General features: G+C 47.9%; 7 protein-coding genes. 1 reads left to right on the top strand and 6 read right to left on the bottom strand.

Annotated elements, in window-relative coordinates; all coding sequences use genetic code 11:
• Window positions 1-174: 174 nt before the first annotated feature.
• A complete protein-coding gene (locus DUW71_RS16790; RefSeq protein WP_119396437.1) occupies window positions 175-1,083 on the top strand; it encodes a formylglycine-generating enzyme family protein in 909 nt (302 codons plus the stop codon).
• Between the two features lie 27 nt (window positions 1,084-1,110).
• Here DUW71_RS16790 and DUW71_RS16785 read toward each other — a convergent pair whose 3' ends face one another.
• From DUW71_RS16785 to DUW71_RS16760, 6 genes are read right to left on the bottom strand one after another with little or no spacing between them, the layout of a single operon-like run.
• Complete coding sequence (locus DUW71_RS16785; RefSeq protein ID WP_119396436.1) at window positions 1,111-4,755, bottom strand: OmpA family protein; 3,645 nt, start codon at window positions 4,753-4,755, stop codon at window positions 1,111-1,113.
• 14 nt (window positions 4,756-4,769) lie between these two features.
• Window positions 4,770-6,932: a hypothetical protein gene (locus DUW71_RS16780; RefSeq protein ID WP_119396435.1), complete on the bottom strand. Its 2,163-nt coding sequence runs from the start codon at window positions 6,930-6,932 to the stop codon at window positions 4,770-4,772.
• Window positions 6,933-6,980: 48 nt separating this feature from the next.
• Window positions 6,981-11,480, bottom strand: a complete 4,500-nt coding sequence (locus tag DUW71_RS16775; RefSeq protein WP_119396434.1) for a hypothetical protein — start codon at window positions 11,478-11,480, stop codon at window positions 6,981-6,983.
• A 9-nt stretch (window positions 11,481-11,489) separates the two neighbouring features.
• The gene (locus tag DUW71_RS16770) at window positions 11,490-12,947 is read right to left on the bottom strand and encodes a leucine-rich repeat domain-containing protein (RefSeq protein ID WP_119396433.1); all 1,458 of its coding nucleotides are present in this window, start codon (window positions 12,945-12,947) and stop codon (window positions 11,490-11,492) included.
• Entirely contained in the window at window positions 12,944-13,558 is a 615-nt protein-coding gene (locus DUW71_RS16765; protein ID WP_158584226.1) for a hypothetical protein, read from the bottom strand. The genes DUW71_RS16770 and DUW71_RS16765 overlap by 4 nt, the downstream gene beginning before the upstream one ends.
• A complete protein-coding gene (locus DUW71_RS16760) occupies window positions 13,555-15,930 on the bottom strand; it encodes a contractile injection system protein, VgrG/Pvc8 family (RefSeq protein ID WP_119396431.1) in 2,376 nt (791 codons plus the stop codon). The genes DUW71_RS16765 and DUW71_RS16760 overlap by 4 nt, the downstream gene beginning before the upstream one ends.
• Between the last annotated feature and the right edge of the window lie 598 nt (window positions 15,931-16,528).

Below are 16,528 nucleotides of genomic sequence, written 5' to 3'. Positions count from 1 at the left end.
TGGTGGTAGCATTGCTTCAAATTAGTTCGCTTTGCACGATTACACTTCTAAGGATCAGCAATGAAAAAGCACGGAATCATGCTTGCCGCAGTAGGCCATCAGCGACCACCGTTAAATAGAGCCCGTTAACACAACATGATAAAGTAACCAAAAATATCAAGGAGCGACCAGGTTATGAAAAGAAATGCGCTGTTAATAGCGACTATGCCATTGCTTGTCAGTGCCTGCTTTAGTGGCACAAGTTGTGAGCCAAATGAACAACAGATTTGTGTCGATGACGAAGAGTTTGCCGAATACCTTCAAGGCGTACTGGATAACATGGTGTACGTTGAGCCCGGCGAGTTTATCATGGGTATCGACAATGGCGACCCCGATGAAGGCCCGCCGGTGGAAATTTATCTTGATGGCTATTACCTGCATGCTACCAAGCATTCGTGGTTAGGAATTGATTGGTTTGATAGGCGGTCGGGTGTGGAGCGGCACAACAAGGATAAGTTTTCTTACAATCCTAGCAAGAACTTTAATAACGGTCGATATTCGGAGGAATATGCAGCGCGCTTGCTTTATTGGGATGAAGCCAATGCCTTTTGCAATTGGCTACAATCTGAAACAGGTTTACCGTTTGAATTGCCTTCAGAAGCACAATGGGAAAAAGCTGGAAAAGCGGGCAACCCAGATCAACTCTACCCCACTGACAATGGTCGGTTGGAGCCAGGTCGAAATATATTTGATGCAGAAACTGGCGAATATAATGCCGCTAAACTTCCCTCTAAAAAGTATCCGCCAAATCAGTTCGGCTTCTATGAGATGGCGTTTAATGGAGCTGAGTGGATGAGAGATGGTTATGTGCCTGACTACCACGAGTTTGCGGAAAAACATAATCCAGTCTTTTTGCCAGAAGATTTCAACATTGAGCCAGGGCCAAAAGTTGCTAGAGCATGGCGTGGAAGCTGGAGTGCCTCGGTACGCCTAGAGCAACTTTACGTTCAAAACCGGAAATTAGGAATGGAGCAGGCATTCGCCCATTCAGTAAGATGTGCTTTAAACACCACAGATCCACTGCCCGCCGTAGGCATTAAGTAGCGCTCTGTTGAGCACTACTTGCATTCTTTAATCAACATAATTTAGGTAGTCTGTCGCTAAATCTAACCAATCAGCGCGCGGCAGATTATCCGCCTGCTCTCCCTCAAGACCTTCAAACCACTGTTTTAGAATTTTCGCCTCGGTCGTGCCTACTGCAAACAGCCACTTTCTAATATCTTCCGCAGCGTCGTGTGCCGTTTTTTGTCTATCTTCGGCAGTTCGGCCTTCATTTTCTTCGGCATGCGGCGATTCAAGGCAGTGTTCGAGCACTTCGTTAAACTCGCGCCGCGTAGAGATTCCCTTGGTTAAGAGAAATAACAAGGCGCTGCGTTCTTTTTGCGAAAAAAAGAACTGATCCATCAGCATCCAGATCCAGTTACCTAGCACTTCGGGTGGTGCATATTGAATAAACTCAATATTTTCCTCTGTACAACGCTCGACAATTCGTTTAATCATTGCACCGTCCTTACTATCAGCCCAACGCTCAATCCATTCCTGCAGTAGCTCAGCAGCCTTTTCGGCAAATGTGAGTTGCAGGCTAAGCACCTCGTCTGCTAGCGTGAAAGCTCCCCAATACAGCGCGCTATATTCCAAGTAGGCGTTCGCAGACTCAAAAATATCCGCCACTCTGAAATCGGCTCTCTTTAGCTGCTCATAAATCACTTTGTAGAAGTTATGAATTTGCGCCACGTCCACCGCAGCTTGCAGCTGACCACCACCGCCTACCTTGGCAACCAGCTTGGCTTTAAAGGTAATAATGAACTTGCCTGTATCACCATCAAAACCAATTTGTAAGTCAAATGCAGCACCTAGCCCTGCTGCAACCGTGGCAATACAACCAATGCTACCCAGCGCTTTGAAGTCACCCTCTACTAGCCGCGTAACACTGCCAGCAATGGGAGGGTGCCAAAGTAAGCTACCAGTAAAACCAGCCGAGGCTTCTACCCCCACGAATACTTCACCAGATGCTTTAGCACCTGCACTTGGCGTATTAGTGCCAGCTTGCGCAGCTTGGTTCGACAATGAAACGTTTACTTCACGAGTTCGAACGGCCACTTCATTGGCTTCTTCTTGAGTGGGCTTTTGCTCAAGAAGTGCTTTGCCGGTGTTCATGTGCACGCCTGCACTCAAACTAGCCTTGGCGCACACCGCAGCGGATAGCACGCCCTCGTAATCGACTCGCAAAAAACCGAACTCAAACTCTAGTTCTTGCTTTTGCTCGGTAAATCCATCAAAAGATTTTTGTACGATCGATAGGGCTAATTGTGTGCCAACGTTTTTGTCTTTGTGATAGGCCGTATCGGCAACTGCACTGGCTTTATAAGGAAGTGCATTGTTGAAAAAGAACCGAGAGATATCGTCTTGAGCAAACATTTGTAGATGCTGGCTATGTGCAATCACTGCAGAATCGTCGGTAGCCGGTTTTTCGATGATATTCGCATATTGACTAGCGTTATCGAGGCGTTGGAGACTGGCAATAATGCCGTGAAAATATTGATCTTTGTAGTGTTGATACAGCTGCATGACCGTTCTCTGGTTTGCACTACCGTTCGCACCGGGAAAATCGATTTTTCCTGCCAAAAACTGCCTTACAACCTTATACCTTAGCTCTTTCAGTTCCTCTTTATAGTTTTTTGGCAGCAGTACCTCGTCGCCATAAAACGTGCGAATTGTCATGGCAAGCTGAATCACGTCATTTGAATGCGACAGGCTGTGCACGTCAATTTCGGTCGGTTCTCCGTGTATATCGACGGCGGCCAGTTTAGGGCTTTGCTTGATTTTATTAATGACCTGCTCATGCAACGAGCGTAACACAACAAGCCCTTTAGTGGTTAACTCACAGCTAAAGCGCTTAAACAATGGTGCTTCTTGGGTACCTTGTGATGTTGGTTGTACGATATTTTCCGGAACGCTGAAAAAGGATGGCTGAGCGTTTTGGTCAATTTTAAGCTCAACACGCCGGTTCAGGCCTTGATTAGCCATATTTATCGAACGTGGGCTCTCTTCCCCCTTTGCTAGCCTCGTTAAACGGTGTGGGGCGATTCGCCGTGAAACCAAATAGTCGTAAACTGCTTGCGCACGCTGCCGAGATAGTGCCATGTTATCTTCACAAGTGCCTATTTCGTCAGTGTGGCCGATAACAGTCATCGTGGTGTGGGGGAATTTTTGCAGCTCTAATGCAACGACATTTAGCATTTCCTTATCTGAAGATGAAACTTCGCTACTGGCGCTACTAAAAAGTACATCACGCGGCATCACCAATACATGGCGATTCCACTGTTGCTCTATTCGAATAGAAGCAGGCCCATAGCAGGCTGCAGAAGAAGCACTTTTTGCCGTGCCGAGTACTTGCAATACCTTTGAGTGATGCTTAACTGCACGAGCCTTGAACTTAACCGAGGCATCAAAACCATTTGAGTTGGGCAGCATAAACTTACCCTTAACTTGCCCCGCAGCTAAGTTGGCTTGGGCACTCACAGCACCCGAAAGTGCTAGGTTGCCATCGAGTGGATTGAAGTCTGCTTTTCCGGTTGCCGTACCGGCGTATCGTAAGAAAGCTGCACCACCACTGGCATTAAAGTTGATTGGTGGCAAGGTCGCGTTTTTCACCAGTGTTTTAAGGTCTGCCCATGGTTTTTCCACTTTGGTACTAGTGGTAATCATTCCACGGTTTTCTTCCGCCTCGTCTGCAGGCTGCGCTATTTCGGCCAAACCCATTGGCCACATGTTTTTAACCGGCGACTTATCTTCCCATAGCGCTTTACATTTACGTTCAATTCGACCCCAGTTCTCATGCGTAATCGTGAGCTTTGCTGTTTCTGAATCGAGTTGGTCGGGTCCAAACAAATCAACAATTCGCTGCTGGTCTGTTGCTCGCGAGTCCGTATCAAAGTGCATTGCTTCATTTAGCTTTCGGATACTCTGGTCTATTTTTTCTCCAAAGCCGCTATCCTCTAAAATTCTTTGGATTCGGGGATCAAGAAGACCTGCCACCACGCTAATCGGAAGTTGACCTGATACACTCCTTTCTGCAGAAATACTAGCACCAGCCGTGCCCTCGATTTTTTCTCCGTCGTGTTTAAGGCCTATAGAAAATGGCGGCACGCTACTTTTTTCAGAGTAGTCTGCAGTACCAGGAACGGTGATAGACTGCCAAAAACCTGAAATGTCTACGGTTCGCTCAGCGGGAAGCTTACCGTTACAAAGCATTGCAGTCGGTACTAACAGAACATGCTTTTTATCGATTTTGGTTGAGAAAACTTGGTCTTCGTCACCTGTTTGCTCTTGCTTGCCATCATGGTTAACGTTGTAGCAGGTAATGATACCCAAGTTTGCATCGTCTGAAATACGAATGCCCTTGGCTTTCATTGCATCACTTAATCGAGCACGGTAATGGCTTACATCGTCTGTTTGAGAGCCATCATAACCAGACTTTCGGTGCCTATCTAACGCATCTGCATATTGTGTTAACGCGTCTTTTACGGGTTTAAAGTGCAACTCGAAGCGCTCTACTTCATGCTTGGTGAAGAACACGTAGCACGATAAGTCAGGAACGATAAACTCGAACAGTGTTGCTGTTGCAACGTTGTCTTCTTCACTTTGATTAACTTGGCAGCTTACCTGCGCTTCACCGCCGGTAGCATTGACTGTGGTCGTAACAACAGAATCCATACTTTCACTCTCCTTTATTCAAAACTCGACACAGTCAGCCAAACTTGTACATCACCTTGCAAGATATGCTTGAACATAACTTCTGTGCTGGTTAGCGGTTCAAAATGCACCTTGTTGGAAGCGTCTCTCACCGCAACATATTGATTGGTGTCCTGAGGTGGATTATTCACCTTCACCACAAACTTCGCATAATGCAGCGCCGGTGCGCACTCGGCTTGCTCGCCGTTAATGTTTACGCGGGCAATGTATTGGTTCGGGAATAGTGCCGAGTTGTCGTTGTCGCGGCGGTTTTCTGAGTCACTGCTTGCTTCTGGTAAGTGCCAGTGGAATTGCAGCGCACCCGATTTTTCTGGTAGGTCTTGGCTGAGCGTGTCGAGCACTTCTTCGCTGCCATCAGGTTTGATCAGTATCATTTCAACTTCGGCGGTATCGCCTACTTCGAAGTGGCGATACCCCACATTTAGCTCAATGGCTTCGTCGTCGAACCATTCACGTGCGTGCCACACGGCACTGGTTATCAGTGGGGTGCGCTCGGCTTCGAGCATGTCGACTTCGCCAAATTCTGGCATGGTTGGCTCGCTGCCTGTTTCAGGCGCGTTACTTGGCCCTACTTCGTATTCCACCTCGCCGGTGAGGGTGACTTTGGAGTTCGGGTTCAGAGCAACCATTGGGCCAAAGATTTTCACATCGCCGTTGCTTTTAATCAGAATGCCGCCGTCACCGTTTACCAGCATTAGCTTGCCACTGCCGGTGCCTTCTATGGTGATGTCGCCGCCGCTTTGGGTGACGATGGCGCCGTTTACTATTTTTCGGGTGTGGTCGCCGCCGGTCACTGTGGTGCTGTGGTCGGCTTGCACTTGCTGGGTGTAGGTGCCTTGGCTAATTTTCTGCTGCCAGTCGCCTTCGGTTGCAAAGGTCATGTTGGCTTGGCTGCGCAGGCTTAGGTCGGCAGCACTTTGCCAGTGGGCGTTGCCGGTAACGGTTGTGGTGTTGTCGGCTTTGCTAGCAAGGCTGAAGTTGTCGCCAACAAATTGGGTTAGGTCTGCGTCTTCTTCGCTGCCTACGGTTAGGGCGAAGGTTTTGTTTGCTTGCCAATACTGGCTACCGAATTGCGTAATGAGTTGTGTCATTACCTGGTTGGCACTGGCTTCAAAGCGCAGCAGGTGCTGGCCTTCGAAGGTTTTTAGCTCTATTTGTTGGTCGTTGTCTTCGAACCACAGCTCGTGACTGGCGCGGGTTTTTAGTCGGTAGCTGGTGTGGTTCTCGGCCGTGACCATTTGCTCGTCGGTGTCTTTGCAAGCAACGCCAAGCATAAGCGGCTTCATTAGGTCTTGGTTGAGGCAGGTGAGCAGTACGTCGGTGCCATCATGTAAAGGCATATGCCAGCCTACGGCTTTTTCTGGGTCGGGCGAGGCGTAGGGTTTGAGGCTTGGCACCTGTGGGCTGTAGGCTTCGTCGCCTTCTGTATGGCCGTCGTGCATGGCACGAATTTGGTACTCGCCTAAGCCATCGAGTTTTGGTGCGGCATTGGGGCTAATGACTTTGGCAACAAATACTGGCGGTAGCGTGAGTTCGGTTTTAACCGGTAGGCGCACGGCTTGGTGGTCGGGTACTAGTTCCACTTCGCCGCTGTAGCGCTCGCCCAGTGGTAAGTAGTGCTTGACCGATTTCGCCACCATTTGGCTGGCTACGTCCCAACCGCTCAGCAGAGTTTCGGTAATGGGTTGCACGCCTATTACCTGCCCGGCGCGGGCAATGGGAGCACGCGTGTGGGCAACATATCGGTTGGCGTCGTGCGTGAGGGCTTCTTTGTTGAGTTTGGCTCGTTTTACCGCATCGCCGTAGTCAAGTGGCGCATTGGCGTTTTGCACCGAGGCTTGCTCGTTAAGCGCATATTGCGTGCTTGGGTGTTCTAGCACCATTTCACTGTTAGTATGCGGGCGCCAGTGCTGTTCTACGGCCAGTTCGCGGATCATTTCGCTGGCATCAAATCCCCTTCCATCACCACCCTGGCCCGCACCGGCCTTTTCAACAAAGCTTCTGCCACTGCGCCGGTAATGCTGCGGCGAGTTGGCAATAATGAGCTGCTCTTCGCCTGCTGCTCCATCGCTACCGCCATCGGCTGATACCGAGCTCCAAAACATAAACCCGTGCAGTGCTGCAAGTTGCTTGAACACTCAATGCCAAAAGGGGTGCATAGCGAAACAATGCTTTACACCATAACGTTAATAATCAGCAGTAACCGGTTCAAACTGTGGCAACGTTTGCTTGGCATCCTGTACGCCTGCTTTGGAAGCATTTGGGCAAATTTTTTCCTGCCATTCCATGTCCAACTTGGCACAAACTTCAGCCAATTGCTTATGCTCCGAAGCGCGCTTCTGCCATACCGAAACTAGCCTTTGAAGGGTTAAGCTCGGCAGCGGCGATTGGCTACTGATTGGCGGGCGCTCGAACCTTTGTAGGCTCGTTGGCAGCCCTGCTTCATCCATAAAGGCAATTTTTGCAAAATCTTCAGCCGTCATCGATGGCTCATCACCCACCACTATTGGGTCCCAAATTAATCCCGTAAACGCTGATTCAGGGTGTTCTTTGGCAAATTCCTTCATTTCAATCAGTGCATTAAACAATGCTGATAAGCGGTGACTACTTAACGCCGATCTTGCCATCGCACCATAGTTAACATAGCCAGCTCGGCTACGAGGATACTTATCGACCAATTCTTCATAAGTGTCTCGTATTTCTGCAGTTTCTTCTTCGAGTGCCGACTGCTGCCAGTGTTGTCGGCCAAAGTTGTCAAATAGCTCTTTCTCTTCTGCCGTAAGGCTAAACGAATCTAGGTACTGCTCATTACTAAAGTTTTCTTCGATGTCCTCCTGAGAAGAAAAAGCTAGCTTGTTTGCAAGGCCAATCCAGTTCATGTTGTCCCAGTTAACATCTTTATCCAGTTTGCCACTGCGCCATCTATTGGAGAAATCATAAAGCCTGTAAAGAAGATACGCAGCCGGAGATACCAAAAAGAGTGTTGATTGAGCCAATTGCGCCTTCACTGGCCGGTTGCCAGCTAGGGCCTCAAATGTGTCAACCAGGGTTTCTCTATACTGGTCTTCAAGAGATGCGAATAATTGGACTAACCGTGGGGAGGCGCCAAACTCGGTTTTCGTGTACTCATACGATTCAACATCTTCACTGATGAATGCCCATCTTTCATCGTAGTCGGCATAAGTATTACTGTACCAAAGCTCTTTACCGCCGCGGTTCCACCATATATTGAAGCCAGCTACCCCCAAGGTGACTGCTGTACCAAACAAAAATAACGCTTGGCCGACAACGGGTATAACGCTCGCGACACCAAAAGCAGAAGCGATTGCGGCTCCTGCACTACTGGTCAGCGTTAAACCACCGACAGTAGCCCCAGCCCCAAGGGCTTGCACGCCGTGTAAGATCATATCGTGCTCATCACGGCGCCTAGCCGAAGCAGAGTACTCAGATGTATGCTTTATCGCCGAGGCAATACTGCCTACAAACGCTGCGCCATTTGCCATTTTCGAAATGGTTGAAAGATTTATTAAAGACTTGGATGCAGCTTGCCCTTGTGTCACTGCATTCGCTGCAGTTTGAGCGTGCATACTGCGTGTGCTGACTAATCTTTCTAGATGCCGATAAACATCGCTACCAACCGCCGCTTGCTTTAGAAAGTTTACCGCACCAGGTATTGCTAATAACTGCTGAGCAACCCCGGAGTAGCGCTCGGAACCATCAACAAGATCTTGGAACAAGGTTTTAAAGTCGTCTGAGGTGAGTTCGTTTGAGTCGATTTTTTGCTGATCTTCTCGGCGCAACCCATTAAGTGCTTCACTGACCAGAAGAAAAGCATTCAACGTTGCATCTAATACTTTTACCGACCCCTCGAACTTGGCATACCCCTTGGGTGAGTACATCTTGTCCATAATAATATCAGACAAGTCTTCAATATCGTCTGCTATTCGATTACGGCTACTAGGATTAGCAATTAGGCTGGATGCGAGGCGAGATTCTAAATTGGTATCTGAGAATGGATTTGCGCGTAATACTAATGTGACCTGTGCTAAAGCACTACGATATTTAAATCCTGCTTGTTTCAAAAATGAGCTTTGACTAGAAGCTAGGCTAATCTGTTGAGCAAGGTTCAGTAAGTTTTCGAGCAAGGCTGGTGCACCTGGGCCACGAATAAAAGTGGTTTTAAATGCTCCATGTAGGCCGTTGTTAACGATACTTTCCAATATTCCTGGCGAGCTCGGTACTGTTTGCCAGGGCTCCAATGCCATAATAGTTTCGTTTTCTAGGTTAACATCTAATAGTTTTCTAGCTACTTGATCTAGTTGAGCAACTTCATCAGAAGCGAGCAGTTTCGTAACAGCTGGCTGAATATAGTCATGTACCAAATCTAGTTCAACCGAGGCGCACACTTGCTTGGGTACATAGTTATCGACTAGCTCATTGATAAGCACAGATAAGCTTTCGAAGTATATAGATTGATAAGGAGCCCAATACCCGTCAGTGCTTTCACTTGGTGCTTCCCAGTAGTCTTTCTCGTTTTCTCCCGAACTTATTCCAGCACCCGAAATAAAGTTATTTTCCTGTACATCAGCCCTATTACCGAGCTTAGAAACGTAGCCACTAGTTAAAGCAGACTGAAACTCATCCGAATCGGCCTGAGAATCAATAAATGAAATAACCTCATCTTTAATGCCCAAGCTTTGTACGGACTTTAATCCATTGTTATAAACAGCAAGAAATGCCTCTGCCGCAAGGGCTAGTTTTTGCTGTTCTTGATAAACCTTCTTTTCAGCCAGCTGATCAGAGTTCTCGAACTCCTTTTTAAACGGTGGCTGGTAGATGGTTTTTCTTATTTCGAATGACAGCTCCTTTAGCAGGTGCAGTAGCTTTGTATATTCAACGGCGTTATCTGTGTCAAACTCGTGTAAATGGCGCCGGTTTTGATCGACCAAATCATGCAATGAATCAATAATATAAAGGTGAGCCTGCTTTTTCTGACTCGCTTCTTGCATGGTTGAGGCAACATTTTTCAGCTGACTTGCTTTGCGAATATAGTCTAACGATGCAAACCGCATGGTAGGCGGTAACGCCACTTCATGATCGTCTTCGGTAATCGTTTTAATCGTCACACTGCCCGATTGTTTGGCAAACTCAACCAAGTCATCAATATAAAGTGTGCCAAAGCCTAATGGCAGCACCATAAAGCCATACCGTCGCCCAACATGAAGCATCGCGTGCGCTGCTATCCCACTCTGGCACAGGTCGGCCGATAAAACATTTTCTCCCTGTAATAAAACATCAGACTCACTGAAACGGTACATGTCCGCAGGGCTAGCAATATTAAACTCATTTCCTGTCTTGCCCGCCAGCTGCTCAGCAATCTTATACCTTTCTGCCACGTCGAACGCGTTGTGTGTTGCCACAAAAGGATTAAAGTCGCTCAGGTCAACTTCTTTGCTGCCTTCATAATTTTCAGCAATTAGAAGCCGCCTAGTGTCCGGGCAATACTGCAAAGAGCAACCTACCCCAGAATCGAATAAGAAGTCAGGTTTGCGCCTCAATGTTTGGCCCATTTTCCCGGTGTAAAGCATCATTACTGGCTGCATACCTAACGCTGAGTCAGACAGTTCAAATGGGGTGAGCTGGTTATCAGAGCCCTGTGCATACTGCCAAACAAGCACTTGGCAATCTGTTAGCGTAACCTCTTCACCAGTGGTTTCTTTAATTTTAAAACTAGGCGCAACATAGTTTGTTTGTTCAACAATTGCGTTACGATTGCGATCATCACTAGCGTGGGCTCGGCTAAAGTCACGTAGTCGCCATCTCATATTGCGTTCAATATCGTATTGGTGCAGCGCATGCGTGTACTCGAACACCTTAGCTTGTTCGCGGTATCTTCTTATATCCTCGTCTATCACCTCGCAGTTTTGCTGCAAATACGTGTAGAAGCCGATAAGTGCATCTCGATAAAATTTCGCGCTAATGAGCGACTGGTGCTGTTTGATTCGATATGGTCGAATGTCATCTTGCTTACTAGCTACATGATCCCGCTCTACGCCATACCAGTACTCGAAAACGTCGTCGTTCAGGCAAACAGCAAGGCTCTCATCACGCCAAGATGGCGAATCTGGAGAGTTAGCAAAGGCATCTGCATAGCGTTCAGCCTGGTGCTGCCACTCAGATACCAGGCTTGAGGTCGTCTCGTCGTGCCGCTTTATTAATTGCTCAAAGATATCTACCAGCCTGTAGGCGCTTGATCCAAACTCTCTATATGGATTATTCATCGACAATAAATGGTACTCACGATGAAGCAACATTATCTTGGACTGGTAGGCTCGTAGTGCCTTTTTATGATCGATTATCGGCTGTAAAGCTTCGAGCAGAGGCCTAAGGTGAGCTTGACTAATTAATTCTAGAGAGTGAAAGCCAAGCCGATCTAAGAACTCTTCGGCGTCTTTCACACTTAGCGTTACTACGTCATCTTGAATATTGTTTACTGCGTTACTTTTTTGCAACGCTAGGCTTTCTCCAGCAGTATTGATGTAGAGGTTTACGTCGGTTAACTCAGCTTCTAACTCGGCGATTGCTTCGCGAAAATGATCTTTATTTTGCCCTCCTGTTGTAAGAAGCATTTCCTCTGCATCAATAAGTAGCGCTTGAAGTTTGGCACGATATCGATAAATATCCATATTCATCCTTTAATAAAATGGTGATGGCGTACAAGGTTTATCAAAAACACAGTCCGATATATTTTTTGCCTTAAGGCCATTGAGCATTTCCGAATATTCCTCAGAATAGTCCATAGACCAAATATCATTCGATCCACCAATAGCCGAGATCTGCTTAATTATTGGCACGCCCTCTGGCGACGTTACTGTTTCAGGCAGAATCAAGAAATTTAGAGTATCTAGCCCAGTAAGAGCACTTGCATCGGTCAAGCTCGTTTCTTGCAGATTTAAATGCTGTATATTTGGCATTTTTGCGATGTATTTCAATGCGTCGTCCGTGATAGGGATGCCACTCAAACTCAAATGCTTGACGCTCTCGAGCTTAGGAAGTAAATCCCATTGATCGAAGTCCGCTTTTCGCAAGTCTAGCGACTCAAGTTTCGGATAGTTTTTAAGCCAAGAGTAATCATCGTAGCCAGAGAATGATAGGTCGATATAGCGAACGTTTTCTCCAAAAAACTGATTCGCCATGGCTTCACTGCCTGTCTCAGCAATACCTAAAAACTCAACTGTATTAGTCTTTTCTATTCCCGGAAACCTTTGAGTAAATGAATTAGTATCAATAGCTTTGATATTCGGCACCGTCTCAAAGTCAACCTCAATAACTGTATCGGCTGTTAGCTGAGTATCCAAGTATTGAAGATTAGGAATATTTTTTATTGATACGTCTCTAGTTCCTGTCCCTGTATATAAATAAGTCAAGGTTTCAGAGCAGTTATCAAGATTCACTTTATATGACTTCGTCCCACCTCTAAAAGATAGCCTTGATATATTCTCACGATTACAAAGATCATATGAATCTTTGATAACAGACGTGCTCTCAAACGACCTTAGCTTTGGAAGATCTAAAAGTGATGGGTCTAATAGATACTCATCAGACATAGTAAAATCTACCAGCAAAAACTGTAACTCAGGCAAGCTATTAACTAGCTCAATATCAGAATCACTATCTATTTTTGGTTTCAACGCAACAATATGACCATCACTATTCACCGAAACAAGTCCCCAGCCAGGGGCATTTCTAGACCAGTAAAAGTAAAAGTCTTCAATTTCGCCTTCAAAATCACCACCGTCTGGTGTAATGAAGTAGTTTCGATACTCGTCGTGTGTTGGGTAGCCGTAATCTTTGTTATAACTAACACCGGTTGTTTTTTCTATCTTATAGCTCAGTGTTAGTTTCCTGATTGGGTTATCATCTGGATCACCGGTCTCTGGGTCAAAGTCCATTAGCTTATAAAAGATGGCTAACTCTTCAGGCTTAAAAAGCCCTTCAAGTGCTTCAATGCTGGTTCCCTTGTAATTAAAGGCTTCAAGGTATGGCTGTGCTTCCTCTGCAGGCACAGACCTACCATAATCACCGTTCTTTGCGTGACTATATGTGACTAACAAAGCACACAGTGGAACTAAAAATAATCGATACATCTTCATAGACTTCCACCAAATATGTTTTGCTCCACTTCATCAACCGTTTTATTCGCCGCGGTCGCGACCGTGTTACAAAAAGACTGATAGTCTTGGCTAGGCGACTTGCCTGCTAGCGCATTATTCAAGGCTTGCAACTTACCTTCTATCTCGGAATAAGGTTTAGAGTGACCTACACGAAAGGCTTCTACTCTCGGTTTGCCAGCGACCCTGTAAGAAATCATTCCTTTATCGGCGGATAACGGCAATGAAAAAATGACTTGCCCAGTCGTATCAGTCACCGCCTCAAGAGGCTCTTCCATACCGGATCCAATGCACTTCACTACAATGTCAGAGAGTGGTTCCAAGTTGTTGTCTAACAACCGGACTGGTAAATCAAAACTGCCCTCACCAACCACCAACTCCAGCTCTTCACCATCATTTATAGTGAACTTACCATTTGGCTGAGGTATGTAAATTTGGTCGCCAGGGTTAAAGCAGCCGCTGTGAGGGCGCTTTGCCATAAGCTCTTCGTTGCCTTCTAGCTTGCGAATATCTTGTACCGAGCAGCCAAACTCGGCGGCTAATGAGTTCAGGCATTCGCCAGGTTCAATGGTATGCTTCCTTACACTCATCATTCACCTCCACTTGCTGGTGCAACGGTTTTACCGAGTACACGTACCGATGCACCACTTAAGTTATCTTTCTTTAGGTTCACGCGCCCTGCTTCATCTGTTTTTACCAGCATTTCATTGCCATCGGGAAGCGTAATAAGCAGTCGAACACCGATCTGAGGGTTGCCCTGTTCGTCTTTGATTAATACTGAGGCCATCTCTTTGCCTGCAGGGTCTTCGGCAACCGTGTCGCGTCCTCTTGCTAGTGGGTCGTATTGCAATGGCTGGTTGCGCGCTTCCAGCAGGCTTTGCTCGCAAAAAGCAGATACTTTTGGCTCTTTGCCACTCTCCGGCGCATTACTTGGCCCTACTTCGTATTCTACTTCGCCGGTGAGGGTGACTTTGGAGTTCGGGTTCAGAGCAACCATTGGGCCGAAAATTTTTACATCGCCGTTGCTTTTAATCAGAATGCCGCCGTCACCGTTTACCAGCATTAGCTTGCCACTGCCGGTGCCTTCTATGGTGATGTCGCCGCCGCTTTGGGTGACGATGGCGCCGTTTACTATTTTTCGGGTGTGGTCGCCGCCGGTCAGCGTGGTGCTGTGGTCGGCTTGCACTTGCTGGGTGTAGGTGCCTTGGCTAATTTGCTGTTGCCAGTCGCCTTCGGTGGCAAAGGTCATGTTGGCTTGGCTGCGCAGGCTTAGGTCGGCAGCACTTTGCCAATGGGCGTTGCCGGTAACGGTTGTGGTGTTGTCGGCTTTGCTAGCAAGGCTGAAGTTGTCGCCAACAAATTGGGTTAGGTCAGCGTCTTCTTCACTGCCTACGGTTAGGGCGAAGGTTTTGTTTGCTTGCCAATACTGGCTACCGAATTGCGTAATGAGTTGCGTCATTACCTGGTTAGCACTGGCTTCAAAGCGCAAGATAATTTGCCCTTCCCAAGTTTTCAGCTCTATTTGCTGGTCGTTGTCTTCGAACCAAAGCTCATTACTGGCGCGGGTTTTAATGCGGTATTCGCTGTAGTTTTCTGCCGTAACCATCTGCTCGTCGGTGTCTTTGCAAGCAACGCCAAGCATAAGCGGTTTCATTAGGTCTTGGTTGAGGCAGGTGAGCAGTACGTCGGTGCCATCATGTAAAGGCATGTGCCAGCCTACGGCTTTTTCTGGGTCGGGCGAGGCGTAGGGTTTTAGGCTTGGCACTTGTGGGCTGTAGGCTTCGTCGCCTTCTGTCTGGCCGTCGTGCATGGCACGAATTTGGTATTCGCCCAAGCCGTCCAGTTTTGGCGTTGGGTTGGGGCTAATGACTTTGGCCACAAATACTGGCGGCAGGGTGAGTTCGGTTTTAACCGGTAGGCGCACGGCTTGGTGGTCGGGTACGAGTTCTACTTCACCGCTATAGCGCTCGCCAATAGGTAAATGGTGCTTAACTGTTTTGGCCACCATTTGGCTTGCCACATCCCAGCCGCTCAATAAGGTTTCGGTAATGGGTTGCACGCCAATTACCTGCCCAGCGCGGGCTATTGGAGCGCGCGTGAATGCTACGTAGCGGTTGGCATCGTGCGTTAGGGCATCGTTGTTGAGCTTAGCGCGGGTAACGGCATCGCCGTAATCGAGTGGTGCGTTGGCGCCTTGTACCGCCGCTTGTTCGTCTAACGCGTACAGCGTGCTTGGGTGTTCTAGCACCATTTCACTGTTAGTATGCGGGCGCCAGTGCTGTTCTACGGCCAGTTCGCGGATCATTTCGCTGGCATCAAAACCCCTTCCATCACCACCCTGGCCCGCACCAGCCTTTTCAACAAAGCTTCTGCCACTGCGCCGGTAATGCTGCGGCGAATTGGCAATAATGAGCTGCTCTTCGCCTTCTATGCCATCACTACCGCCATCAGCAGAGACTGATGACCAAAACATAAACCCATGCAGCGCAGCGAGCTGCTTAAATTGCTGGGCAATGGTGCCTTGCGGCAATACGAATGGCTGGTGGCTAAGCTGTTGGGCGTTATCAACGTCTACAACTATTTGATCTGCCAAGTAGCCGGCGTCCATCGCTAGTGTTCTTAAAATTTCCACTGCCGGCACACCAACAAATACTTGTGTGGCCTTTTTGTGGTTGGCGGTAAGTAGCCGCGAGGTGAGCGAAACCTGGTAGTGAAAGTGCGCTTCGTGGCTTTTAACGAGTTGAATACGGCTAACCATACCGGCCACAACGACTGGCATTTGCTCGGGCTCGGTGATTTGTGCGGTAATGTTCTGCCCTAGCCAGTTGTCGCGCGCTTCTTGCGGCACAATCGATGATTCGATAATGACTTGCAGCTGAATGCCATGATTGAGCTGGTCGGTGCCAGTCAATGCGAGTACGGGAAAAGTGGCGTCGGCAATCCGTGCTTGTTTGGTCTGGAGCATAGGGCGATCCTTTTACCTGTGCGAAATGGTTTTACTTTATGAAATGCACTGGTGAACTTCAATGACGTTCGTCGCAAAGTTTGGTTTTTGGGGTGGTTTTTTCGGGGGATTTGCATATTTATAAAATATCTTATTTTTGTTAATTATATAAATATAAGTTCATATATATTGATTTTTTGAATATATATATTCCATATACTTTATTCAACTAGACACCCGCCTGCGCGGGTGTGACGGTGGTGAGCATGGGTGTATGCAACTAGACACCCGCCTACGCGGGTGTGACGGTGGTGAGCATGGGTGTATGCAACTAGACACCCGCCTACGCGGGTGTGACGGTGGTGAGCATGGGTGTATGCAACTAGACACCCGCCTACGCGGGTGTGACGGTGGTGGGTGCGGGTGTGACGGTGGTGGGTGCGGGTGTGACGGTGGTGGGTGTGACGGTGGTGAGCATGGGTGTATGCAACTAGACACCCGCCTACGCGGGTGTGACGGTGGTGGGTGCGGGTGTGACGGTGGTGGGTGCGGGTGTGACGGTGGTGCGTGTAGCGTTTGGGTTGTACGGCGCAGCCGAGCAACGTGTAGTACCACCGAT

Source organism: Salinibius halmophilus (assembly GCF_003577475.1).
GTDB classification, from domain to species: Bacteria; Pseudomonadota; Gammaproteobacteria; order Pseudomonadales; family Natronospirillaceae; genus Salinibius; species Salinibius halmophilus.
The sequence above is the reverse complement of the archived record's forward strand: the minus strand, read 5'-3'. Positions and strand labels throughout refer to the sequence as shown.